The 23,678-nt window shown below is 71.1% G+C and carries 22 protein-coding genes; all 22 read right to left on the reverse strand.

The genetic code is table 11. The annotated features are described in order from the left end of the window. Nucleotides 1-112 precede the first annotated feature (112 nt). Nucleotides 113-562 (reverse strand): DUF2550 domain-containing protein, encoded by a 450-nt coding sequence (locus ACH4B3_RS01565; RefSeq protein ID WP_398460688.1) that lies wholly within the window; start codon nucleotides 560-562, stop codon nucleotides 113-115. 118 nt (nucleotides 563-680) lie between these two features. Further along, nucleotides 681-1,058 carry a F0F1 ATP synthase subunit epsilon gene (locus ACH4B3_RS01570; protein WP_398460689.1) on the reverse strand — a complete coding sequence of 126 codons (378 nt, stop codon included), beginning with the start codon at nucleotides 1,056-1,058 and terminating at the stop codon, nucleotides 681-683. Between the two features lie 111 nt (nucleotides 1,059-1,169). After that, nucleotides 1,170-2,612 (reverse strand): F0F1 ATP synthase subunit beta, encoded by a 1,443-nt coding sequence (gene atpD / locus ACH4B3_RS01575; RefSeq protein ID WP_398460690.1) that lies wholly within the window; start codon nucleotides 2,610-2,612, stop codon nucleotides 1,170-1,172. 5 nt (nucleotides 2,613-2,617) lie between these two features. After that, nucleotides 2,618-3,532: a F0F1 ATP synthase subunit gamma gene (locus tag ACH4B3_RS01580; protein WP_398460691.1), complete on the reverse strand. Its 915-nt coding sequence runs from the start codon at nucleotides 3,530-3,532 to the stop codon at nucleotides 2,618-2,620. A 2-nt stretch (nucleotides 3,533-3,534) separates the two neighbouring features. Next, nucleotides 3,535-5,106 carry a F0F1 ATP synthase subunit alpha gene (gene atpA / locus ACH4B3_RS01585; RefSeq protein WP_398460692.1) on the reverse strand — a complete coding sequence of 524 codons (1,572 nt, stop codon included), beginning with the start codon at nucleotides 5,104-5,106 and terminating at the stop codon, nucleotides 3,535-3,537. 142 nt (nucleotides 5,107-5,248) lie between these two features. Beyond that, nucleotides 5,249-6,064 carry a F0F1 ATP synthase subunit delta gene (locus tag ACH4B3_RS01590; RefSeq protein ID WP_398460693.1) on the reverse strand — a complete coding sequence of 272 codons (816 nt, stop codon included), beginning with the start codon at nucleotides 6,062-6,064 and terminating at the stop codon, nucleotides 5,249-5,251. After that, nucleotides 6,061-6,609: a F0F1 ATP synthase subunit B gene (locus ACH4B3_RS01595; protein ID WP_398460694.1), complete on the reverse strand. Its 549-nt coding sequence runs from the start codon at nucleotides 6,607-6,609 to the stop codon at nucleotides 6,061-6,063. Before ACH4B3_RS01595 ends, ACH4B3_RS01590 begins: the two co-directional genes overlap by 4 nt. A gap of 41 nt (nucleotides 6,610-6,650) precedes the next feature. Next, a complete protein-coding gene (gene atpE, locus ACH4B3_RS01600; RefSeq protein ID WP_398460695.1) occupies nucleotides 6,651-6,902 on the reverse strand; it encodes an ATP synthase F0 subunit C in 252 nt (83 codons plus the stop codon). A gap of 76 nt (nucleotides 6,903-6,978) precedes the next feature. Further along, on the reverse strand, nucleotides 6,979-7,788 hold the full coding sequence (gene atpB, locus ACH4B3_RS01605) for a F0F1 ATP synthase subunit A (protein ID WP_398460696.1): 810 nt from the start codon (nucleotides 7,786-7,788) through the stop codon (nucleotides 6,979-6,981). A 264-nt stretch (nucleotides 7,789-8,052) separates the two neighbouring features. After that, nucleotides 8,053-8,508 carry a hypothetical protein gene (locus ACH4B3_RS01610; RefSeq protein ID WP_398460697.1) on the reverse strand — a complete coding sequence of 152 codons (456 nt, stop codon included), beginning with the start codon at nucleotides 8,506-8,508 and terminating at the stop codon, nucleotides 8,053-8,055. Between the two features lie 238 nt (nucleotides 8,509-8,746). Beyond that, complete coding sequence (locus ACH4B3_RS01615; RefSeq protein ID WP_398461547.1) at nucleotides 8,747-10,126, reverse strand: MraY family glycosyltransferase; 1,380 nt, start codon at nucleotides 10,124-10,126, stop codon at nucleotides 8,747-8,749. Between the two features lie 151 nt (nucleotides 10,127-10,277). Then, complete coding sequence (gene glyA, locus ACH4B3_RS01620; RefSeq protein WP_398460698.1) at nucleotides 10,278-11,633, reverse strand: serine hydroxymethyltransferase; 1,356 nt, start codon at nucleotides 11,631-11,633, stop codon at nucleotides 10,278-10,280. 173 nt (nucleotides 11,634-11,806) lie between these two features. Then, nucleotides 11,807-12,481, reverse strand: coding sequence for a protein-tyrosine-phosphatase (locus ACH4B3_RS01625; RefSeq protein WP_398460699.1), 675 nt, complete (start codon nucleotides 12,479-12,481; stop codon nucleotides 11,807-11,809). Continuing rightward, nucleotides 12,478-13,125, reverse strand: coding sequence for an L-threonylcarbamoyladenylate synthase (locus ACH4B3_RS01630; protein WP_398460700.1), 648 nt, complete (start codon nucleotides 13,123-13,125; stop codon nucleotides 12,478-12,480). The genes ACH4B3_RS01625 and ACH4B3_RS01630 overlap by 4 nt, the downstream gene beginning before the upstream one ends. Nucleotides 13,126-13,180: 55 nt before the next feature. Next, nucleotides 13,181-14,026, reverse strand: a complete 846-nt coding sequence (prmC, locus tag ACH4B3_RS01635; RefSeq protein WP_398460701.1) for a peptide chain release factor N(5)-glutamine methyltransferase — start codon at nucleotides 14,024-14,026, stop codon at nucleotides 13,181-13,183. Between the two features lie 142 nt (nucleotides 14,027-14,168). After that, a complete protein-coding gene (prfA, locus tag ACH4B3_RS01640; RefSeq protein WP_398460702.1) occupies nucleotides 14,169-15,257 on the reverse strand; it encodes a peptide chain release factor 1 in 1,089 nt (362 codons plus the stop codon). Nucleotides 15,258-15,386: 129 nt separating this feature from the next. After that, complete coding sequence (rpmE, locus tag ACH4B3_RS01645) at nucleotides 15,387-15,611, reverse strand: 50S ribosomal protein L31 (RefSeq protein WP_398460703.1); 225 nt, start codon at nucleotides 15,609-15,611, stop codon at nucleotides 15,387-15,389. 216 nt (nucleotides 15,612-15,827) lie between these two features. Continuing rightward, complete coding sequence (locus ACH4B3_RS01650) at nucleotides 15,828-16,934, reverse strand: LCP family protein (protein WP_398460704.1); 1,107 nt, start codon at nucleotides 16,932-16,934, stop codon at nucleotides 15,828-15,830. Nucleotides 16,935-17,313: 379 nt separating this feature from the next. Then, a complete protein-coding gene (rho, locus tag ACH4B3_RS01655) occupies nucleotides 17,314-19,350 on the reverse strand; it encodes a transcription termination factor Rho (RefSeq protein ID WP_398460705.1) in 2,037 nt (678 codons plus the stop codon). A gap of 429 nt (nucleotides 19,351-19,779) precedes the next feature. Continuing rightward, nucleotides 19,780-20,694 (reverse strand): homoserine kinase, encoded by a 915-nt coding sequence (gene thrB, locus ACH4B3_RS01660; RefSeq protein ID WP_398460706.1) that lies wholly within the window; start codon nucleotides 20,692-20,694, stop codon nucleotides 19,780-19,782. 463 nt (nucleotides 20,695-21,157) lie between these two features. Further along, on the reverse strand, nucleotides 21,158-22,228 hold the full coding sequence (gene thrC / locus ACH4B3_RS01665; RefSeq protein ID WP_398460707.1) for a threonine synthase: 1,071 nt from the start codon (nucleotides 22,226-22,228) through the stop codon (nucleotides 21,158-21,160). An 83-nt stretch (nucleotides 22,229-22,311) separates the two neighbouring features. Beyond that, nucleotides 22,312-23,664 carry a homoserine dehydrogenase gene (locus ACH4B3_RS01670; RefSeq protein WP_398460708.1) on the reverse strand — a complete coding sequence of 451 codons (1,353 nt, stop codon included), beginning with the start codon at nucleotides 23,662-23,664 and terminating at the stop codon, nucleotides 22,312-22,314. Nucleotides 23,665-23,678: the final 14 nt, after the last annotated feature.

Here is a 23,678-nt window from a genome sequence, read left to right on the forward strand (position 1 = left end):
CGAACCCGCCCGGGGCCACCGTGCACCCGGACCGCTCGGCCAGGCGACGTTGACCCTCCCCCAGACTCCGTCCGGGGGCACCCCCAACCAACGGGACCCTCAATCAAGTCAATCAAGCAACATTGACCCGTTGGCCGGGCGGGGCCGCTTCCAGCCAGGCGAGGAAACCGGTCAGCGCGTCCTCGCTCATCGCGAGCTCCAGGCGGGTGCCGCCGTGCAGACAGGCGAGCACCACCGCGTCCGACAGCAGGGCGAGTTCCTCCTCGCCCTTCGGGGTGCGGCGCTCCAGCACCTCGATGGAGGCACGCTCCAGGGCCCGGCGCGGCCGGGGCGCGTAGCTGAAGACCCGGAACCACTCGACACGGTCGCCGCTGTACCGCGCCACGCCGTACACCCAGCCCTTGCCGCTGGGCTCGGCCCCGGGCTCCGGGGCGTTCCAGCGCAGACTGCAGTCGAAGGTCCCGCCGGATCGCTGGATCAGCCGCCGCCGCAGACCGAAGACGAAGAGTCCCACCAGAACCAGCGCGACGACCACGCCGCTCACGAGCAGAGCGAGGACCATCTTCACCGACCTCCTCGCGTCATCCGGAAAAACCGCACCTGCATCGCCTCAGCCGCGGACCGCCCTGGAGAATTCCAGCGCGGTCCGCGGCTGAGGATCTGTACTGTCCGTGACGGGCTCAGTGCGCGCCCGTCACCGCCCGCAGGCGGACGTCGGCGCGCCGCTCGGCGGCGGCGTCCGCCTCCGACTTGGCACGCTCCAGCGCCCGCTCCGCACGCTCGACATCGATCTCGTCCGACAGCTCGGCGATCTCCGCGAGCAGCGAGAGCTTGTCGTCCGCGAACGAGATGAATCCACCGTGCACCGCGGCGACGACCGTCCCGCCGTCGCCGGTACGGATGGTCACCGGGCCCGACTCCAGCACACCGAGCAGCGGCTGGTGGCCGGGCATGACGCCGATGTCACCCGATGTGGTGCGCGCGATGACCAAGGTGGCCTCGCCGGACCAGACACTTCGGTCCGCCGCGACCAGCTCGACGTGCAGCTCAGCAGCCAACGTGGCTCCTCGGGTCTGACACCCGCCGGGCTCGGCGGGTGTTGTGTCAAAGAATAACGGGCGTTCGGAGAGGGGCGGGCATGACCCACCCCTCTCCGGTGAGCACGGGGCTCAGGAGACGCCCAGCTCCTTGGCGTTGCCCTTGAGGTCCTCAAGGCCACCGCACATGAAGAACGCCTGCTCGGGGAAGTGGTCGAACTCACCGTCGCAGATCGCGTTGAACGCGGCGATGGACTCGTCCAGCGGGACGTCCGAGCCGTCGACACCGGTGAACTGCTTCGCCGCGTGGGTGTTCTGCGACAGGAAGCGCTCCACCCGACGGGCGCGGTGCACGACCAGCTTGTCCTCTTCGCCGAGCTCGTCGATACCGAGAATGGCGATGATGTCCTGGAGGTCCTTGTACTTCTGCAGGATCCCCTTGACGCGCGAGGCACACGCGTAGTGGTCCTGGGAGATGTAGCGCGGGTCCAGGATCCGGGAGGTGGAGTCCAGCGGGTCCACCGCCGGGTAGATGCCCTTCTCCGAGATCGGACGCGACAGAACGGTGGTCGCGTCCAGGTGGGCGAAGGTGGTCGCCGGCGCCGGGTCGGTCAGGTCGTCCGCGGGGACGTAGATCGCCTGCATCGAGGTGATCGAGTGACCACGGGTCGAGGTGATGCGCTCCTGGAGGAGACCCATCTCGTCGGCCAGGTTCGGCTGGTAACCCACCGCGGACGGCATGCGGCCGAGCAGCGTGGAGACCTCGGAGCCGGCCTGGGTGAAGCGGAAGATGTTGTCGATGAAGAACAGCACGTCCTGCTTCTGCACATCGCGGAAGTACTCCGCCATGGTCAGACCGGCCAGGGCGACGCGCAGACGGGTGCCCGGGGGCTCGTCCATCTGGCCGAAGACCAGCGCGGTCTTGTCCAGAACGCCGGACTCCTCCATCTCCGCGATGAGGTCGTTGCCCTCACGGGTGCGCTCACCGACACCGGCGAACACGGAAACACCCTCGTGCAGCTTGGCCACACGCATGATCATTTCCTGGATGAGGACCGTCTTGCCGACGCCCGCACCACCGAACAGACCGATCTTTCCACCCTTGACGTACGGGGTGAGAAGGTCGACGACCTTCAGGCCGGTCTCGAACATCTCGGTCTTCGACTCGAGGTCCTCGAACTTCGGGGCCTTGCGGTGGATCGCCCAGCGCTCGGACTCCTGGCCGTTGGCCTCCGGCTCGTTCAGCACCTCGCCGAGGGTGTTGAACACCTTGCCCTTGGTGAAGTCGCCGACCGGGACGGTGATGCCGTCGCCGGTGTCGGTGACCACGGCCTGACGGACCAGGCCGTCGGTGGGCTGCATGGAGATGGCGCGGATCAGGCCCTCACCGAGGTGCTGCGCGACCTCGAGGGTGAGGGTCTTGGTCTTGCCCTCCTCGGTGGGGTCCATGACCTCGACGGTCAGGGCGTTGTAGATCTCCGGCATCGCGTCGACGGGGAACTCCACGTCGACGACCGGGCCGATCACCCGGGCGACGCGGCCCGTAGCAACGGCCGTCTCAACAGTGGTGGTCATAGCTCTCAGTCACTCCCCGCGGTCGCGTCGGCCAGGGCGCTGGCGCCACCGACGATCTCGCTGATTTCCTGGGTGATGTCGGCCTGGCGGGCCGCGTTGGCAAGCCGCGTGAGCGACTTGATGAGTTCCTCGGCGTTGTCGGTCGCCGACTTCATCGCGCGGCGGCGGGCGGCGTGCTCGGAGGCGGCCGACTGCAGCAGCGCGTTGTAGATGCGGCTCTCGACGTACCGGGGCAGCAGGGCGTCGAGGACGTCCTCGGCCGACGGCTCGAACTCGAAGAGCGGAAGGATCTCGCCCTTCTTCTCCACCTGCTGCTCGTCAGCGCTGAGGCTGAGCGGCAGCAGCCGGCCGTCGACCGGGGTCTGCGTCATCATCGACACGAACTCGGTGAAGACGATGTGCAGCTCGTCGACGCCACCCTCCGCCGTCTCCTGGGTGACGGCCTCGATCAGCGGGGCCGCGACCTTCTTGGCGTCCGCGTACGAGGGGTTGTCGGTGAAGCCCGTCCACGACTCCTCGACCTTGCGGTCGCGGAACCCGTAGTACGACACACCCTTGCGGCCGACGACGTAGGTGACGACCTCCTTGCCCTCCGCGGTCAGCCGCTCGGTGAGCCGGTCGGCCGCCTTGATGGCGTTGGAGGAGTAGCCGCCCGCCAGACCGCGGTCGCTCGTGACGAGCAGGACCGCGGCGCGGGTGGCCCGCTCCGCCTCGGTGGTCAGCGGGTGCTTGGTGTTCGACCCGGTGGCCACCGCGGTCACCGCGCGGGTGAGCTCACTCGCGTACGGCGTCGAGGCGGCGACCTTGCGCTGCGCCTTGACGATCCGCGACGCGGCGATCATCTCCATCGCCTTGGTGATCTTCTTGGTGGCCGTGACGGACTTGATGCGGCGCTTGTAGACCCGAAGCTGGGCGCCCATGCTCAGCCCTCACCCAGCAGCTTGCCGTCCGAGGTCTCGAACTGCTGCTTGAACGCGGCGATGGCCTCGGCGATCGCCTGGAGCGTGTCGTCGGACATCTTGCCGCCCTCGCGGATCGACGTCATCAGACCCTTGTGCTCGCGGCGCAGGAACTCCAGGAGCTCACGCTCGAAGCGGCGGATGTCCTCGACCGGGACGTCGTCCATCTTGCCGGTGGTGCCGGCCCAGATGGAGACGACCTGGTCCTCGGTGGCGTACGGGGCGTACTGGCCCTGCTTGAGCAGCTCGACCATGCGCTTACCGCGCTCCAGCGCCGCCTTGGACGCGGCGTCCAGGTCGGAACCGAAGGCGGCGAACGCCTCCAGCTCGCGGTACTGGGCGAGGTCCACCCGGAGGCGGCCGGAGACCTGGCGCATCGCCTTGTGCTGGGCGGAGCCACCGACACGGGAGACCGAGATACCGACGTTCAGCGCCGGCCGCTGGCCCGCGTTGAACAGGTCGGACTCCAGGAAGCACTGGCCGTCGGTGATGGAGATGACGTTGGTCGGGATGAACGCCGAGACGTCGTTGGCCTTGGTCTCGACGATCGGCAGACCGGTCATCGAGCCCTTGCCCATCTCGTCGGAGAGCTTGGCGCAGCGCTCCAGGAGGCGGGAGTGCAGGTAGAAGACGTCACCCGGGTAGGCCTCACGGCCCGGCGGACGGCGCAGCAGCAGGGAGACGGCACGGTAGGCGTCGGCCTGCTTGGACAGGTCGTCGAAGACGATCAGCACGTGCTTGCCCTGGTACATCCAGTGCTGGCCGATGGCCGAGCCGGTGTACGGGGCGAGGTACTTGAAGCCGGCCGGGTCGGACGCCGGGGCGGCCACGATCGTCGTGTACTCCAGGGCGCCGGCCTCCTCCAGCGCGCCGCGCACGGACGCGATGGTGGAGCCCTTCTGGCCGATGGCGACGTAGATGCAGCGGACCTGCTTCTCCGGGTCGCCGGTGCGCCAGTTGTCGCGCTGGTTGATGATCGTGTCGACGGCCAGGGCGGTCTTGCCGGTCTGGCGGTCGCCGATGATCAGCTGACGCTGGCCGCGGCCGATCGGGGTCATGGCGTCGACGGCCTTGAGGCCGGTCTCCATCGGCTCGTGCACCGACTTACGGGCCATGACGCCCGGGGCCTGCAGCTCAAGGGCGCGGCGGCCCTCGGTCGCGATCTCGCCGAGACCGTCGATCGGGTTACCGAGCGGGTCGACGACGCGACCCAGGTAGCCCTCGCCTACGGCGACGGAGAGAACCTCGCCGGTGCGCTGCACCGACTGGCCCTCCTCGATGCCGCTGAACTCACCGAGGACGATCGCACCGATCTCGCGCTCCTCGAGGTTGAGGGCGAGTCCGAGCGTGCCGTCCTCGAACTTCAGCAGTTCGTTCGCCATGGCCGAGGGAAGACCCTCGACCTTCGCGATGCCGTCGCCGGCAACGCTGACCGTACCGACCTCCTCGCGCGAGGCCGCGTCCGGCTTGTACGACTGGACAAAGTTCTCCAGCGCGTCCCGGATCTCCTCCGGCCGGATCGTGAGCTCCGCCATCTGGGTTCCCTGCTCTCCTTGTTGGGCCCGAAGTGTTTCTGGGGGTCTGGGGACTGCTTCCCGCGGCGTTCTCGCCGCGGGCCCCCAGGACTGCGTCGGCCCAACTCGGGCCGCTTACATGCTTGTTGAGTTGGTGGCTGCGTCAGCCGGCCATCCGGCGGGTCGCCTCTTCGAGGCGGTCCGCGATGGTGCCGTTGATGACCTCGTCGCCGATGCGCACCAGGACTCCGCCGAGGACCGCCGGGTCCACGTCGAGGTTCAGGTGCACCTGCCGGCCGTACAGCTTGGCCAGCGCGGCACCCAGGCGCCGCTTCTGCCCGTCACTGAGCGGAACCGCGCTGGTGACGACCGCGACCATCCGGTTGCGGCGCTCCGCCGCCAGCTTGGACAGCGCGGTGAGGCCCGATTCCAGGCTACGTCCCCGCGGGTGCGCGACGAGCCGGACCACGAGCCGCTCGGTCACCTGGTGCGCCCGACCGCCCAGCAGGCGGTGCAGCAGCTCGGCCTTGGCCGAGGTGCCGGCGACCCGGTCGGTGAGCGCGGCGCGCAGCCCGGGCGAGGAGGTGACGATCCGGGAGAACCGGAACAGCTCGTCCTCGATGTCGTCCAGCGCCCCGGCCCGCTCGGCGGCGACGAGGTCGGCGATGCTGGCCAGCTCCTCAATCGCGTCGACCAGGTCACGCGAGCGCGACCAGCGGGACCGGACCATGCCGGAGACCAGGTCGACGGTCTCGCCGCCCACCTGGTTGCCGAGCAGGCGGCCGGCCAGCTCGGCCTTGGCCTCGCCGGGCTGCGCCGGGTCGGTGAGGACCCGACGCAGCGACACCTCACGGTCGAGCAGCGCGGTGACGGCGGCCAGCTCCTCGGCGAGCTTCGCCGCGTCGACCGACGTGTTGTCGGTCAGCGCGTCGAGACGCTCGCGTGCGGAGGCCAGTGCCTCGCGGCTCGCTCCATTCATCGGGCCGCCTCGGCCTTCTCCTCAAGCTCGTCGAGGAAGCGGTCGATGGTCCGCGACTGCCGGTCGGAGTCCTGGAGGGACTCGCCCACGAGCTTGCCGGCCAGGTCGGTGGCGAGCTTGCCCACGTCCTGGCGGAGCGTGGCCGCGGCCTGCTTGCGGTCGGCCTCGATCTGGGCGTGACCGGCGGCGACGATCTCCTCGCGCTGCCGCTGCCCTTCGGCCCGCATTTCGGCGATCAGCGCGGCGCCCTGCTCCTGCGCCTCCTGACGCAGGCGCGCGGCCTCGTGCCGGGCGTCGGCGAGCTGTGCGCGGTAGTCCTCGAGGACCTGCTGAGCCTCGGCCTGCGCGGCCTCGGCCTTCTCCATCCCGCCTTCGATCGCGGCACGACGCTCGTCCAGAACCTTGTTGATGTTCGGGAGGAGCTTCTTGCTGAGGAAGAAGAAGACGATGGCGAAGGCGATCAGGCCGATGACCAGCTCTGGGATCGGCGGGATGAGGGGGTTTTCCGCTTCCCCCTCGGACGCCAGCTGTACCAGGTCGATCACGTCAGTGCCTTTCGTCGAAAACGTCTGGTCGAACGCCGCGATCAGCTGGTCGGGTAGACGAACGGCATGACCAGACCGATCAGGGCGAGCGCCTCACAGAGGACGAAGCCCAGGATCTGGTTGGTGCGGATCAGGCCGGCCGCCTCGGGCTGGCGGGCCAGCGCCTGGGTGCCGTTACCGAAGATGATGCCGACGCCGACACCCGGGCCGATGGCCGCGAGACCGTAACCGATCGAGCCGAGGTTGCCCTTGAGCTCGACAGCGGCGAGGGACGTCTGGAGAGCAGCAGACATGCTCGTTCTTCCTTCTCTTTCACGGACCGGTGGGGGTTGGCCACCGGACGTCTGTTGGTTTGTGGTGGCGTGAGGTTCAGTGGTGCTCGGCGAGAGCGCCCTGAATGTAGGAGCAGGCCAGGAGGACGAAGACGTACGCCTGAAGGGCCTGGATGAAGAGCTCGAAGGCGGTCAGCAGGATGACCATCACGAACGAGATGCCCGCGTAGGCGATGCCGATCCCGTTCAGCAGGTACCAGCTGGCGATCGTGAAGATCAGCAGCAGCACGTGACCCGCGAACATGTTCGCGAAGAGCCGGACCGCGTGGGTGAAGGGCCGGATCAGCAGGTTGGAGAAGAGCTCCAGCACCATGACCAGCGGCAGCACCCAGCCGAGGGACTTGTCGTAGCCGGAGACGTTCTTCAGTCCGCCGACGAAGCCGTGCTTCTTGAACGTCAGGCTCAGCCACAGGATGTAGACGATCGCGGCGAGCGCCACCGGGAACGCGATGATCGACGTGGCCGGGAACTGCGCGACCGGGATGACCGACCAGAGGTTCAGGATCCAGACGAAGAAGAACAGCGAGACCATGAGGGGGACGTACTTCTCCCCCTCCTTCTTGCCGAGCGTCTCGTAGACGATGCCGCGCCGCACGAAGTCGTAGCCGGCCTCGCCCACCATCTGGAGCTTGCCGGGGACGACCTTCGCCTTACCGAAGGCCATCCAGAAGAACACCACGATGACGAGGGTGCCCACCAGGGCGAGCAGCATCGGCTTGTTGAAGTCGAAGCTGCCGACGGAGAACATCGGCTCGAACGTGAACGAGTGAAGCCCTGGGGCCGGGAAGCCGCACCCATCGAAGATGTGGCAATCGGTCTCGAAGGCGAGCGTCTGGTCAGAACTCACCGCGAGCTCCTTCAGCGTGGCGCATGGGTACGGCAACCTCGTTGTGTCGGCGCGGCGCACAGCCGCGGAACGGCACTGGACTGGTCTTACGGGTGTGAGTGCGGCTCGTCAGCACGAGGCCGGGGGTCTGGTCGGGCAGCAGCTGCATGGGCCGCCGATTCCTTCCCGGGTGTTCCGGGAGTTCAGCCGCCTGCGCCCGCTGTGCCTCAGATGGCACCGGACGATAGCAGGTGAGCGTTGAGCGCCTTATACCGGCCCTACAGATCACGACGGTGACCCGGCGGGCGCGGCGCTCTTCGCCCCCTCGGACTTCCGTTCGTCCTCGGCTTCCGGCTGCACGTAGAAGATCTTGGCCTTCATGTGGGAACGCACCTGTGCCGCGACCCACACGATGGTCCCGGCCAGCAGCGAGAAGGCGAATGCCCTGGTGTTGAACAGGGTGGTGTCCTTGAAGACCGCGAGCACGACCGCGACCAGGAGGAACTGCACCATGTAGAGGGCCAGCCCCATCATCTGGAAGATCTGGGGGTGGTTCTTGGCGGTGCGCTCCAGCACGGTCAGGTCGATCGCCATGACGGCGGACACCAGGATCACACCGAACGCGGCCCCGAGGGCACCCTTGCCGCCGGCGAGCACGGAACTCACGGCGACGGCGACGACACCGACCGCAGCGGTCGGTACGGCGCAGTGCAGAAGCGTTCGGGCGTCGTTGGACTGCATGAAGGGATCTCCGGCCGAGAGTCGGAAGCAGACGGTTCGTCGTGGACGAGCGTAATCCCCGGGGGTGAGTGGAACCTCGCGGCGAAGGTCCGTCGCACTACGGTCCTTCGGCTCTAGCACCGGGTTTAGTGAACGGTATCACAAACTATTTGATGAGGTCTTTACCTAGTTTGTGTGCCGACTGTCACACGTGAGAGCTATTTTCCGCACGTTGGGCTGACGGGCTGCAAGTTCTCTGCTAGGCACCGATCTTCCGGCGGGAGAACCGGGACCGGTCGCCGATCGCGGTGGCCCCGTGGATCCCGGCAGGAACCGGCTCCGTGGACTCCGGCGACGCGCCCGGGGCGGCGGCAACATCACCGGAACCGGCGGTCGCGACCGCCCCGTTGACCGCGGCGGGAGTGACGTCGGCCGCGGCCGCCGCCGCCCGGCGCCGCTCCCGGCGGTACCGCGGCGGGACGAAGCCCTCCGCCCAGCGCGGCGTCCGCGGGGTGAAGCGCGGCAGCAGGAGCAGCACCAGGCCGACCGCGCTGAGCGCCGCGATGGTCAGCACGATCCACATGCTGGACGACTTCACCGAGAAGGCCACCGCGCCGAAGGCGATCAGCGCCGACCAGAAGTACATGATCCACACGGCCCGGCTGTGCGAGTGGCCGATCTCCAGCAGCCGGTGGTGCAGATGCCCGCGGTCCGCGGCGAACGGCGACTGGCCGCGCCAGGTGCGCCGCACGATCGCCAGGATCAGGTCGGCGATCGGCACCGCGATCACCGTCAGCGGCAGCAGCAGCGGGATGTACACCGGCACGGTGGCGTGCACCGCCTCCCGCTCCGAACCGCCGAAGTCGAGCTTCAGGGCGTCCGGGTCCACCTGGCCGGTGATGGAGATCGCCCCCGCGGCCAGCACCAGCCCGATCAGCATCGAGCCGGAGTCGCCCATGAAGATCCGCGCCGGGTGCATGTTGTGCGGCAGGAAGCCCAGGCACATGCCCATCAGGATGGCCGCGAACAGGGTCGCCGGGGCGGCCGCCTCCAGCCCGTAGCCGAACCAGATGCGGTACGCGTACATGAAGAACGCGGCGGCGGCGATGCACACCATGCCGGAGGCCAGACCGTCCAGCCCGTCGACGAAGTTGACCGCGTTGATGGTGATGACGACCAGCGCCACCGTCAGGAGCGTGCCCTGCATCGGCGTCAGCGAGACCGTGCCGATACCGGGCACCGGGATCCACAGGATGGTGAGGCCCTGCAGCACCATCACGCCCGCGGCGATCATCTGACCGCCCAGCTTGATGAGCGCGTCCACGCCCCACTTGTCGTCCAGCACGCCCAGCAGCCAGATCAGGCCCGCACCGGAGAGCAGCGCCCGCGGCTCGTTGGACAGCTCGAAGACGTCCTTGAGGTTGGTGAGGTGCGAGGCGACCAGCAGACCCGCGCAGAGCCCGCCGAACATCGCGATGCCGCCGAGTCGCGGCGTCGGTTCGCGGTGCACGTCACGGGCCCGGATCTCCGGCATCGCGCCGGCCGCGATGGCGAACTTCCGCACCGGCCCGGTCAGCAGGTACGTGACCGCAGCCGTGACGCACAGAGTCAGCAGGTATTCACGCACAGGCTGCCCCAGGGGATTCGCTGGCCATCACAGCCCCACACCATATCGCCGTGCACACCGGTCCCCGGCCGTCAGGTCACCGCCGGTACCTGTGCAGACACTCAGCAGGCCGATCCGGTTGCGGTCCCGCCCCGCTCCGCCGGGCCCCGGCGGGCCGCCGCCCTCACTCCGGATACGGCCGGAACGCACCGGTCAGCTCGGCCACCTCGCCGCGTACCCTTCCCTCCTCGTCCCGCAGCGCCGCCGCCAGCAGCACCGCGACGCGCGCCATCTCCGGCTCCGCCATGCCCTGGGTGGTGACCGCCGCGGTGCCCAGCCGGATCCCCTTGACGCAGCCCTCGGGGCGCCGGGGCGCGGGCACCGCGCAGGTGTCCAGCACGATCCCGGCGGCGGCGCAGCGGCCCCGCGCGGCACGCCCGTCCAGTCCCAGCGGCGCCGGGTCCGCGGTGATCAGGTGGGTGTCGGTGCCCCCGGTGGTGACGGTCAGGCCGGCGCCGGCCAGTGCCTCGGCGAGCACCCGCGCATTGGCCACGACCTGGTGCGCGTAGGCGGCGAAGGCGGGGGTGGCGGCTTCCCCCAGGGCGACCGCCTTGGCCGCCACGCTGTGCATCTGGGCGCCGCCCTGGGTGAACGGGAAGACCGCCCGGTCGATGCGCTCGGCCAGCTCGGCACCGCACAGGAGCAGTCCGCCGCGCGGCCCGCGCAGCACCTTGTGGGTGGTGGCGCACACCACGTCGGCGTACGGCACCGGGCTGGGCGCCGCGCCGCCCGCGACGAGTCCGATGGGGTGGGCGGCGTCGGCGATGAGATAGGCGTCGACCTCGTCGGCGATCTCCCGGAACGCGGCGTAGTCGGGGTGCCTGGGGTATGAAATCGAGCCACATACGATCGCTTTGGGGCGATGGGAAAGCGCCAGCGCGCGAATCCGGTCGTAATCGAGCAGACCGGTCACCGGGTCCACGCCGTAGCCGACGAAGTCGAACCAGCGGCCGGAGAAGTTGGCCGGTGACCCGTGGGTGAGGTGGCCACCTTGCGGCAATGCCATGGCCAGCACGGTGTCACCGGGGCGCAGCAGTGCGGCGTACGCGGCGAGCACCGCCGAGGACCCCGAGTGCGGCTGCACATTGGCGTGCTCGGCGCCGAACAGGCGCTTCGCCCGGTCGACCGCCAGCCGCTCGGCCAGGTCGGCCACCTCGCAGCCCCCGTGGTGCCGGGCGCCCGGATAGCCCTCCGCGTACTTGTTGGCCAGCGGTGACCCCAGCGCGGCGAGGACGGCGGGCGAGGTGAAGTTCTCCGCGGCGATCAGCTGCAGGTCCTGCTGCTGCCGGCGAAGCTCGGCCAGCAGCACGTCCGCCAGTTCCGGATCCTGGCGGCGGAGCGCCTCCGGAGCGGCCCAGAGGGCGGGGGCGGCGGCTCCGGCGGATGCCACCGGAGGGCCGCCGGCGGACACCGCCCGGGGGCTCCCGGACGCGGCGGTCCGGGGGTGGTGGCCGGAGGAGGGTGCGGGAGTGACAGCCATCGCCGCTCACAGCCTTGGGGAGGGGGTCACCGGGCGTCACACCCAATGTAGGCCCGGGGCGGCGGCCGTGCGCGGTGTGACGGACCCGGAACACCGGCGTCCGGCCCCGGCCCGGCCCGACGGCGCCGGCGGGGCCACCGGTCATGCCGCGCCCGGTGCCGGCGGCACCGGGGTCACGCCCGGGCCGGCACCCCGGTGAGCGCCGTGACCACCGGATCGAGCGCCTGCTGGATCTCGTCGCCGATGCTGCGGAAGTAGGTGATGGGCGCGCCGTAGGGGTCGTGCACCTCGTCGGCCTCCTCGCTGGGAGCCAGCAGCCAGCCGCGCAGCGCGGCCGCCGCCTGCACCAGGGCACGGGCCCGCTCGACCACGCCGCCCGCCTCCTCCGGGTCGGGCAGCGTCGCCGGGTCTATGGCCCGGACCAGCCGGGTGAACTCCTTGAGCGTGAAGGTGCGCAGCCCCGCCGAGTGCCCCATGGAGATGACCTGGGCGCGGTGGTCCCGGGTGGCGGTCAGGACCAGGTCGGCGCGGATCACGTGCTCGTCCAGCAGCTCCCGGCCCAGGAACCCGCCCGGGTCGGCGCCGAAGTCGGCGAGCACGGTGGCCGCGTGCGCCTCCATCGGGGCGCCCTCGTGGCCCCAGGTCCCGGCGCTCTCCACGATCAGCCCACTGGTCCGGGCCGGGCCGAGGCGGTGCACGAGGGCGTGCCGGGTGAGCCGCTCGGTGATCGGCGAGCGGCAGACGTTGCCGGTGCTGACGTGGAGGATGCGGAAGCAGTCGCCGCCGGTGTCACCACCGGTGTCGTGGGAGAGCCGCCCCGCTATGCCACGCCCCTGCGGGGGTGTCAATTGGCCACCTCAAGGTCGGGTACGACCTCGCGGAGCTGCTCCGCGGAGAGCGCGCCGGCCCGCAGCAGGACCGGCACCTTGCCGGTGACGTCGACGATCGAGGACGGTACGGCCGCCGGGGTGGGGCCCCCGTCGAGGTAGACCGAGACGGAGTCGCCCAGCATCTCCTGGGCGGCGTCGCAGTCCTGCGGGGACGGGTGGCCGGTCAGGTTGGCGCTGGAGACCGCCATCGGCCCGAACTCGGTGAGCAGCTCGATGGCGACCGGGTGCAGCGGCATCCGGACCGCGACCGTGCCGTGCGTCTCGCCGAGGTCCCAGGTGAGCGACGGCTGGTGCCGGGCGACCAGGGTGAGGGCGCCGGGCCAGAAGGCGTCCACCAGCTCCCACGCCTGCTCGGAGAAGTCGGTGACCAGGCCGTGCAGGGTGTTCGGGGAGCCGACCAGGACCGGCGAGGGCATGCCCCGGCCGCGGCCCTTGGCCTCCAGCAGATCGCCGACGGCCTCGGCGTTGAAGGCGTCCGCGCCGATCCCGTAGACGGTGTCGGTCGGCAGCACGACCAGTTCGCCCCGGCGGACGGCGGACGCGGCCTCGCGCAGACCGGTCTTGCGGTCGGTCGCGTCGCCGCAGTCGTATCGCCGTGCCATCAGCGGACCTCCTTGTACGGAGTCTGGAAGAGTTCTCGGTGCCGTGTCGTCAGGCTCACGGCATGGCCTTGCGTGCGGTGGCGAAGCGGGGCCGCTTGTTGAGGTCCGGGTGGTCGGCCGCGTCGGCCCAGCCCCGCTCCTCGGTGAAGATCCACGGCACCTGCCCGCCCTGGGTGTCGGCGTGCTCGACGACCACCACTCCGCCCGGGCGCAGCAGCCGGTGGGCGGTGCGCTCGATGCCGCGGATGGTGTCGAGACCGTCCTCGCCGGAGAAGAGCGCGAGCTGGGGGTCGTGGTCGCGGGCCTCCGGGGCGACGTACTCCCACTCGGTCAGCGGGATGTACGGCGGGTTGCTGATGACCAGGTCCACCTGGCCGTCCAGCTCGGGCAGCGCGGTCAGCGCGTCGCCGTGGTGGAGAACGACGCGACTGCCCTCGACGTTCTTGCGCGCCCACTGGAGCGCGCCCTCGTCCAGTTCCACGGCGTGCACCCGGGACCGGGGCACCTCCTGGGCGAGCGCCAGGGCGATGGCCGCGGAGCCGGTGCACAGGTCGACGATGAGCGGCTCGACGACGTCCATGGCGCGGACGGCGTCTATCGCCCAGCCGACGACCGACTCGGTCTCCGGGCGGGGGACGAACACGCCCGGCCCCACCTGGAGCTCCAGATAGCGGAAGAAGGCGCGGCCGGTGATGTGCTGCAGGGGTTCGCGGGCCTCGCGCCGGGCGACGGCCTCCCAGTAGCGGGCGTCGAAGTCGGCGTCCGCCACCGCGTGCAGCTCACCCCGCTTGACGCCGTGCACGAACGCGGCCAGCTCCTCGGCGTCGAAACGCGGAGAGGGCACGCCGGCGTCGGCCAACCGCTGGGTGGCCTGCGCCACCTCGGCGAGCAGCAGGTTCACGATGGTCCTCTCGCATCGTCGTCGATTCCGCCCCCGGCCCTGGGCCCGGCCCGTTGCCGGGGCCGGCCCGCGGGGCCGCCGGGCGGCTTGCCCGGCACCAGTTTCTCAGTCCCGCGGCCCTGTGGTCCCGCGGTCCCGGACCTCAGCTTCCGTCGCCCGCCGCCGCCAGCTTGGCGGCGGAGTCGGCGTCCACGCACGCCTGGATCACGCTGTCCAGGTCGCCGTCGAGCACCTGGTCCAGGTTGTACGCCTTGAAGCCCACCCGGTGGTCCGAGATCCGGTTCTCCGGGAAGTTGTACGTCCGGATCTTCTCGGACCGGTCCACGGTGCGCACCTGGCTGCGGCGGGCGTCCGCGGCTTCCCGCTCGGCCTCCTCCTGGGCCGCGGCCAGCAGCCGCGAGCGGAGGATGCGCAGCGCCTGCTCCTTGTTCTGCAGCTGGCTCTTCTCGTTCTGGCAGGAGGCGACGACGCCGGTGGGCAGGTGGGTGATGCGCACCGCGGAGTCGGTGGTGTTCACCGACTGGCCGCCCGGCCCGGAGGAACGGTAGACGTCGATGCGCAGGTCGTTGGGGTTGATCTCGACGTCGATCTCCTCGGCCTCCGGGGTGACGAGCACGCCGGCGGCGGAGGTGTGGATCCGGCCCTGGGACTCGGTGGCGGGCACCCGCTGGACGCGGTGCACCCCGCCCTCGTACTTCAGCCGGGCCCAGACGCCCTGACCGGGCTCCAGGGCGCCCTGGCCGCCCTTGGTCTTCACCGCGACCTGGACGTCCTTGTAGCCGCCCAGCTCGGACTCGGTGGCGTCGATGATCTCGGTCTTCCAGCCGACCCGCTCGGCGTACCGCAGGTACATGCGCAGCAGGTCGCCGGCGAAGAGCGCGGACTCGTCGCCGCCCGCCCCGGCCTTGACCTCGAGGATGACGTCCTTGTCGTCGCTGGGGTCGCGTGGCACCAGCAGCAGCCGCAGCTTCTCGGTGAGCTCCTCGCGCTGCTGTTCCAGGTCCTTCACCTCGGCGGCGAAGTCGGGGTCGTCGGCGGCCAGCTCCCGGGCGGTCGCGATGTCGTCGGCCGTCTGCTTCCAGGTGCGGTAGGTGCCGACGATCGGGGTCAGCTCGGCGTAGCGCTTGTTGAGCCTGCGGGCTCCCGCCTGGTCCGCGTGGATGGCGGGGTCGGCGAGCCGCTTTTCCAGGTCGGCGTGCTCACCGACCAGCTCTTCGACTGCCTCGAACATCAAGTTTCCCTCGGTGGAAGTGACGGGGCCTGGGACGGGCCTGGGAGGGACCGGCCTGCTGGACGACAAAGCGCCGGTCCGGTCGCACAGCCGGGGCTGAGCGACCGAAGACCGGCGCGGTGTGGGGCGCTACTTCTTCGCGGCCCCGGCGGTCTTGCCGAAGCGGGCCTCGAACCGCGCCACACGGCCACCGGTGTCGAGGATCTTCTGCTTGCCCGTGTAGAACGGGTGGCACTCGGAGCAGATGTCGGCACGGATGGTGCCGTCCGCCACGGTGCTACGGGTGGTGAACGAGGCGCCACAGGTGCAGCTGACCTGGGTCTCCACGTACTCCGGGTGGATGTCGCGCTTCAAGGGAATCTCCTATGGTTCGGGAGGGCGCCGGGTCGGCAGGCCGATTGCCTGACGTGAACCGGAGCCGACGTACCAGTCTGCCAGCACTGGCCGCATCCCCCAAAACCGGGGGTGAGGGCCAGGTATTCCCGGGCCGCCACGGCGGGACCCGGCGGCGCCGGGCGGCGGGGCCGGCCGGGCCCGTGCGGGTCCCCGGCGGGGCCGGGCGGCACCCGGTCAGGGCCTGGTGACGACCTCGTCCACGTCGGTGTCGTCGCCCGCCGAGCCGTCGGTGGCCGACTTCGGGATGGCCCGGTCGTGCCGCAGCGCCCGCCACACCCGGTCGGCCTTGGCCTCGATCGGCAGCACCCGGTTGGGGTCCTGCGGGTCGTAGACCACCGGCAGGGTGACCATGTGCATGTCCTCGGCGCCGATGCCGCGCAGGCTGCGCGAGAAGTCGAGCAGCTTGTCCACCGAGGCCAGCTCCGAGTCCGTGGTGAGGGCCTTGGTGGAGGCGTCGGCCACCCCGTAGAGCTTCTTCGGGCTGCTGAACAGGCCGACGTCCTTGATCTGGTCGATCAGGGCCTTGATGAACGCCTGCTGGAGCTTGATGCGGCCCAGGTCGCTGCCGTCCCCGACCCCGTGCCGGGTGCGCACCAGACCGAGCGCCTGCTCGCCGTCGAGGGTGTGCCGGCCCGGCGGCAGGTCCAGGTGGCTCTTCTTGTCGTGTATCGGCTCGGTGGTGGTCATCTCCACCCCGCCGAGCTCGTCCACCAGCTTCCGGAAGCCGGAGAAGTCCACCTCCAGGTAGTGGTCCATCCGGATGCCGGTCATGGACTCGACGGTCTTGACCGCGCAGGCCGGGCCACCGACCTCGTAGGCGCTGTTGAACATGGCCCGCCGGGCCCGGGGCACGTCCGTGCCGCCCTTGCCGCGCTTGGCGCACCGCGGGCGCTCGATCAGGGTGTCGCGCGGGATGCTGACCACGCTGGCCCGCTTGTGGCCCTGGTGGACGTGGACCACCATCGCGGTGTCCGAGCGGGAGGTGCCCTGGTCCTTGCCGTACTTGCGGTTCTTGCCGGCCCGCGAGTCGGACCCGAGGACGAGGATGTCCAGGGAGCCGTTGTCGACGTCGTCGGGGCGGTCCCGGCCCAGCGCGCCGTTGATGTCGATGCCGGTCAGGTTGCCGTTGAGCCGGTAGTAGAGGTAGCCGAACCCGGCTCCGCCCAGCACCAGCAGGGTGGCCAGCGTCCAGACGGTCGCCACCAGGGCTCTGGGCCGGCCGGTGGCTCGTCCCGCGGAGCGGCGCCCGGCGCCCCGCGTGCTCTTGCTCTTGTCGGCCATGTGCTCCTCTGCTTCCGCCGCCCCCCGGCTCGCCCACCGCCCCGGACGTCCGGGGCGGGGTGGGAATTCGCTTGGTGTCGGTTTCCGTCATCGGCTGAGACGACGGGTCGAGCGTCAGGGTTGCATACGGCCCGTACCTGGATTTCTCAGGACGTGTTCCGTGTCCCGTCCCGCGCGTCGCCCGGCTCCACCCCGGCGACCTGCGGTTTCGTCCCGCAGCCGGGGGCGGTCGGGCCCCGGACGGCCGACACTCTCCTGTGTCATGTCTCTCAGCGCCGGAGCCCGGCCGAGGGGGCCGGTAGGGCGCTCCGGGCGGGAACCGGCGAGGGCCCCGCCGTCGGGTGACGGCGGGGCCCTCGGGGCGCGGAAGGTACGCGGATCAGTCGCCGTTCCCCGGGGCCGGGGTGGTCTTGGCGATCTGCATCAGGAACTCGGCGTTGGACTTGGTCTGCTTCATCTTGTCCAGCAGCAGCTCGATGGCCTGCTGCGAGTCCAGCGCGTGCAGCACCCGGCGGAGCTTCCAGACGATGCCCAGCTCCTCCGGCGCGAGGAGGATCTCCTCCTTGCGGGTGCTGGACGCGTCCACGTCCACGGCCGGGAAGATGCGCTTGTCCGAGAGCTTGCGGTCCAGCCGCAGCTCCATGTTGCCGGTGCCCTTGAACTCCTCGAAGATCACCTCGTCCATTCGCGAGCCGGTCTCGACCAGCGCGGTGGCCAGGATGGTCAGCGAGCCGCCGTCCTCGATGTTCCGCGCCGCGCCGAAGAACTTCTTCGGCGGGTACAGCGCGGTGGAGTCGACACCACCGGACAGGATGCGGCCCGAGGCCGGGGCGGCGAGGTTGTACGCGCGGCCCAGTCGGGTGATCGAGTCCAGCAGGACCACCACGTCGTGACCCAGCTCCACCAGGCGCTTGGCGCGCTCGATGGCCAGCTCGGCGACGGTGGTGTGGTCCTCGGCCGGGCGGTCGAAGGTCGAGGAGATGACCTCGCCCTTGACCGACCGCTGCATGTCGGTGACCTCTTCCGGACGCTCGTCGACCAGGACGACCATCAGGTGGCACTCGGGGCTGTTGCGGGTGATCGCGTTGGCGATGGCCTGCATGATCATGGTCTTGCCGGTCTTCGGCGGGGCCACGATCAGACCGCGCTGGCCCTTGCCGATCGGCGCGACCAGGTCGATGATCCGGGTCGTCAGCCCGCCGGACTCGCTCTCCAGGCGCAGCCGCTCCTGCGGGTACAGCGGGGTGAGCTTGCCGAACTCGGGCCGTCCGCGACCGGTTTCCGGCGCCATGCCGTTCACCGAGTCCAGGCGGACCAGCGCGTTGAACTTCTCGCGCCGCTCGCCCTCGCGGGGCTGCCGGACCGCGCCGGTGACGTGGTCGCCCTTGCGCAGGCCGTTCTTGCGGACCTGGGCGAGGGAGACGTAGACGTCGTTCGGGCCCGGCAGGTAGCCGGAGGTCCGGATGAAGGCGTAGTTGTCGAGGATGTCCAGGATGCCCGCGACGGGGATCAGCACGTCGTCCTCGGCCACCTGCGGCTCGCCGGCGAACTCCTCGCGGCCCCGGCGCCCCCGGCGGTCGCGGTAGCGGCCGCGACGGCCCCGGCGGCCGCCGGCCTCGTCGTCGTAGTCGTCGTCGGCCCGCTGCTGGCCGCCCTGGGCCCGGCCGTCGCGCTGCTGGCGGCCGCCGCCCTGCTGGCCGTCGTCGCCCTTGCCGCGGCGGTCGCCGCGCTCGCGCTGGGCGCCCCGCTCACGGCGGTCGCCCTTCTGGCCGCGGTCCCCGCGGTCGCCCTTGCCGGCCTTGCCCTCGGCGGTGTCGGCCGCGGCCTCCGCCCGGGCCTCCGGGCGGGCCTCGACCTTGACGTCGGTGCCGCCCTCGGCCTTCTCGGCGGCCGCGGACTCCGGGCTGCCGGAGGGCGCGGTGGCCCGGCGGCGGCGGCGCTCGGCGACCGGCTGGTCCTCGCTCACCGGCTGGCCCGGGATGTCGATCTGCGCCTGGGTGCCGGCCTTGTCGGCCGTCTTCTCGGGCGCCTCGGCGGCCTTCTCGCCGCCGTCCTCGCCGGTGCGGGCCTTGGAGGTGGCCCGGCGCTTGGGCTTGGCCGGGGCCTCGGCGGGCGCGCTGTCGGCCTTGGCGCTCCCCGAGCCCTGGGCCTGCTTGTCCTTGATGACCTCGATCAACTGGCTCTTACGCATCCGCGCGGTGCCCTTGATGCCGAGGCTGGAGGCGAGCTGCTGGAGCTCGGCCAGGACCATGGCGTCGAGGCCGGTGCCAGAGCGGCGCCGCCGCGGGGCGCTACCAGTGGCAGCACCGGTGGCAGGCGCGGCGGGAGCGTCCGCGGCGGGCGCGGCGGCATTGCCGACACTGCTGTCGGAGGTGCCGGTGGCGTTCACGCCCATCAGATCGGTGGTGTCGCTCACGAAGGGTCCTTCCCTGGAGCGGGCGTCGGCCTGTCTGGCTCGGCGACCGGTTGTGCTGTCCGGCTGTGGTCCTTGACGTGCGGACCGGGCCGGGGCGGTGGTCCGCCAGGTGCGGCGGAAAGATCAAATTCATGGTTCCGGCGGGACGGGAAGTCGTTGCTGGATTCCGTCACACCGTTCCGGAGCGTGCTCGACACTGCTCAGGCAGGCTGCTCAGGCAGTCGGGGAGGCTCCCGGAAGAAGATGGTCCCGGATGGGGACACTGGAGCACTTCGCCTACGAGGCCATTCCCCATCGGCATCGTGAGGCTTCAAGTGCAGACTTGAGATTAACACTACCGGATCCAACAAACATTCCCCCTCTCCAAGTCCGGCGATCTCTTCACCCACGCCGGCGGCGGCCCGGACCGACACCGCCGGCGCCGTTTTTTCAGGTCAGCGGCAGGACGCTCGCTCCCTGGACGTCGAGAGCCAGCCGGTTGGCCGCCCACCCCTCGCCCGCCAGCAGTGCGACCTTCTCGGCCGCACCGTCCTCGACCAGCGCGAGGACCGTGGGTCCGGCGCCGGAGATGACCGCGGGGACCCCGTCCGCCCGCAGCCGGTTCACCAGGGCGACGCTCTCCGGCATCGCGGGGGCGCGGTACTCCTGGTGCAGCCGGTCCTCGGTGGCCGCCAGCAGCAGCTCCGGCCGCCTGGTCAGGGCCTCCATGAGCAGCGCCGCACGGCCGGCGTTGACCGCCGCGTCGACGTGCGGCACCGACCGGGGCAGCAGTCCGCGCGCGGTGCGGGTGAGCACGGGCTTACCCGGCACGAAGACCACCGGAACGATGGAATCCGACGGATCCATCCGGATCGCGCGGGCGGCACCGGCGTCCGTCCAGGCGAGGGTGAAGCCGCCGAGCAGGCAGGCGGCGACGTTGTCCGGGTGGCCCTCGATCTCGGTCGCCAGCTCCAGCAGTGCCGCGTCGTCCAGCCGCTCGGCGCCCCCTATCGTCACGGCGCGGGCGGCCACGATCCCGGCGCAGATCGCGGCGGAGGAGGAGCCCAGGCCGCGGCCGTGCGGGATGCGGTTGGCGCAGACGACCTCCAGCCCGCGGGGCTGGCCGCCGAGCAGGTCGAAGGCGGTGCGCAGGGACCGTACGAGCAGATGGCTCTCGTCCCGGGGCAGGCTGTCCGCTCCCTCGCCGGCGATGTCGATGTGCAGGCCGGCATCGGCCACCCGGACCACTACGTCGTCGTAGAGCCCCAGGGCCAGGCCGAAGGCATCGAAGCCGGGGCCGAGATTGGCGCTGGATGCAGGGACGCGCACCCGGACGGCGGCGGCGCGGAACGCTGGACCGGCCATCGCTCGATGACTCTCCTTGTGTGACTGCGGGTTTTTTCCACGAGGTACGGAACACCGCCATGGGCCGTGACGGAGTACGGCGACGCCACGCAGAGCCGACTGGAGCGGGGCTCTGCGGCGGGGCGGATTCAGTACAGCCTATCGAAGGAAGGTTCTGCGGCGACATAGGGCGCACGGGAGGCGCACGATGCGTGTCGCACGCCGCCTGTGCATCAGCTGTACCCGCACCGCTGGTTACTGGCGGTAACACTTGCTGGCGGGGGCCGGTCCCCGAGCACCGCCGGGGCCCGCCCCGGGAACCCACGAGTCCGGCGCGGCGGGCCCTCCCGGGCCCCCGGCGCCCCCCGCCCGCGCCACCGGACCGGAACGGCCGCGGCCGCCGCCCGGGCAGCGCCGCATCCCCCTGCGGACACCCACGGACACCCGCGGCCGGCCCGGGTGCGCACCGGCCGCGGGGCGCCCGTCAGACCATGCCGAGCCGCTCGGCCGCCGCCGCCGCGTCCACCGGCACCGGGACGGCCTGCGGCGCGCCCGCCACCGCCCAGTCCGGGTCCTTGAGGCCGTTGCCCGTGACGGTGCAGACGATGCGCTGGCCCGGGTCGACCTTGCCCTGCTCGGCGGCCTTCAGCAGCCCGGCCACGCTCGCCGCCGAGGCGGGCTCCACGAAGACGCCCTCCTGCGCGGCCAGCAGCCGGTAGGCGGCGAGGATCTGGCGGTCGGTCACCTCGTCGATGAGGCCGCCGGATTCGTCCCGGGCCCGCTCGGCGAAGGCCCAGGAGGCCGGGTTGCCGATCCGGATCGCGGTCGCGATGGTGTGCGGGTCCTTGACCGGCTCACCGCGCACGATCGGCGCCGAGCCGGAGGCCTGGAAACCCCACATCCGGGGCGCACCGGAGGACACGCCGTCCGCGGCGTACTCCTGGTAGCCCTTCCAGTAGGCGGTGATGTTGCCCGCGTTGCCGACCGGCAGCACATGGATGTCGGGGGCGTCGCCCAGCATGTCGACGATCTCGAACGAGGCCGTCTTCTGCCCCTCGATACGCGCCGGGTTCACCGAATTCACCAGCGCCACCGGGTAGTTCTCGGAGAGTTCCCGGGCCAGCGTCAGGCAGTCGTCGAAGTTGCCGTCGACCTGCAGGATCCGGGCGCCGTGCACCAGCGCCTGGCCCAGCTTGCCCAGCGCGATCTTGCCCTGCGGGACCAGGACCGCGCAGACCATGCCGGCCCGCACCGCGTAGGCGGCGGCCGAGGCGGAGGTGTTGCCGGTGGAGGCGCAGATGACGGCCTGGGCGCCCGCCTCCTTGGCCTTGGTGATGGCCATGGTCATGCCCCGGTCCTTGAAGGAACCGGTGGGGTTGGCGCCCTCGACCTTGAGGTGCACCTCGCACCCGGTGCGCTCGGAGAGCACCTGCGCCGGAACCAGCGGGGTGCCGCCCTCACGCAGGGTGACCACGGGGGTCGTCTCGCTGACCGGCAGCCGGTCGCGGTACTCCTCGATGATGCCCCGCCATCCGCCGCGGCGGGTGTCGGTCATTCGCGGGCGGTCTGCAATAGCGTTCATGACTTCCTCTGATTCCCCTGACGCCCCGATCGCGCCTGGTTCGCCTTCATTCGCCCTCACTCGCCCTCGACGCGCATGATGCTGGCGACGCCGCGGACGGTCTCCAGGCCGCGCAGCGCCTCGACGGTGGCCGACAGCGCGGCGTCGGCTGCCCGGTGGGTGACCACCACCAGCGACGCCTCGCCGCCCGCCCTCGCGCCCTGCCCGCCGTCCTCTGCGGAGCCGCCTTCCACCGCCGCGCTGAGCGCCTTGCTCTGCTGCCGGACGGTGTCGATCGACACCCCGTGCTCGGCGAAGACGGTGGCGACCTGGGCGAGCACACCCGGCTTGTCCGCCACGTCGAGGCTGATGTGGTAGCGGGTCACCACGTCCCCCATGGGGCTGACCGGCAGCCGGGTGTACGCGGAGTCGCCCGGCCCGGTGGAGCCGGCCAGCTTGTTCCGGCATGCGGCGACCAGGTCGCCGAGCACGGCGGAGGCGGTCGGCGAACCGCCCGCGCCCGGCCCGTAGAACATCAGCTGCCCGGCGGCCTCGGCCTCCACGAACACCGCGTTGTAGGCCTCCCGGACCGAGGCCAGCGGGTGGCTCAGCGGGATCATCGCCGGGTGCACCCGGGCGGTGACCGAGCGGCCGTCCGCGGCCCGCTCGCAGATCGCCAGCAGCTTGACGGTGCAGCCCATGCGCTTGGCGGACGCGATGTCCGCGGCGGTCACCTCGCTGATGCCCTCCCGGTGCACGTCGTCCAGCCGGACCCGGGTGTGGAACGCGATGCCGGCGAGGATCGCGGCCTTCGCGGCGGCGTCGAAGCCCTCCACGTCGGCGGTCGGGTCGGCCTCGGCGTAGCCGAGCGCGGTGGCCTCGTCCAGCGCCTCGGAGTAGCCGGCGCCGCTGGAGTCCATCTTGTCGAGGATGAAGTTGGTGGTGCCGTTGACGATGCCCAGGACACGGTTGACCTTGTCGCCCGCCAGCGACTCGCGCAGCGGCCGGATCAGCGGGATGGCGCCCGCCACCGCCGCCTCGTAGTACAGGTCCGCCCCGCGCTCCTCGGCAGCGGCGTGCAGCGCCGCCCCGTCCTCGGCGAGCAGCGCCTTGTTGGCCGAGACCACGCTGGCGCCGTGCTCGAAGGCGGTCATGATCAGGCCGCGGGCCGGCTCGATACCGCCGATGACCTCGACGACCACGTCGATGTCGCCGCGTTTGACCAGCGCGGTCGCGTCGGTGGTGATCAGGTCGGCGGGGACGCCCTCCCGGGTCCGGCCGGGCCGCCGGACCGCGATCCCGGCCAGCTCGACCGGTGCCCCGATCCGCGCCGTGAGGTCGTCCGCGTGCGTCGTCATGATGCGCGCCACCTCTGAGCCGACCACTCCACAGCCCAGCAGCGCCACTTTCAGCGGACGCGTACGCATCATCCGACCTCGTTTCT

It is taken from the genome of Streptomyces sp. NPDC018031, from assembly GCF_044327625.1.
Lineage (GTDB): Bacteria > Actinomycetota > Actinomycetes > Streptomycetales > Streptomycetaceae > Streptomyces.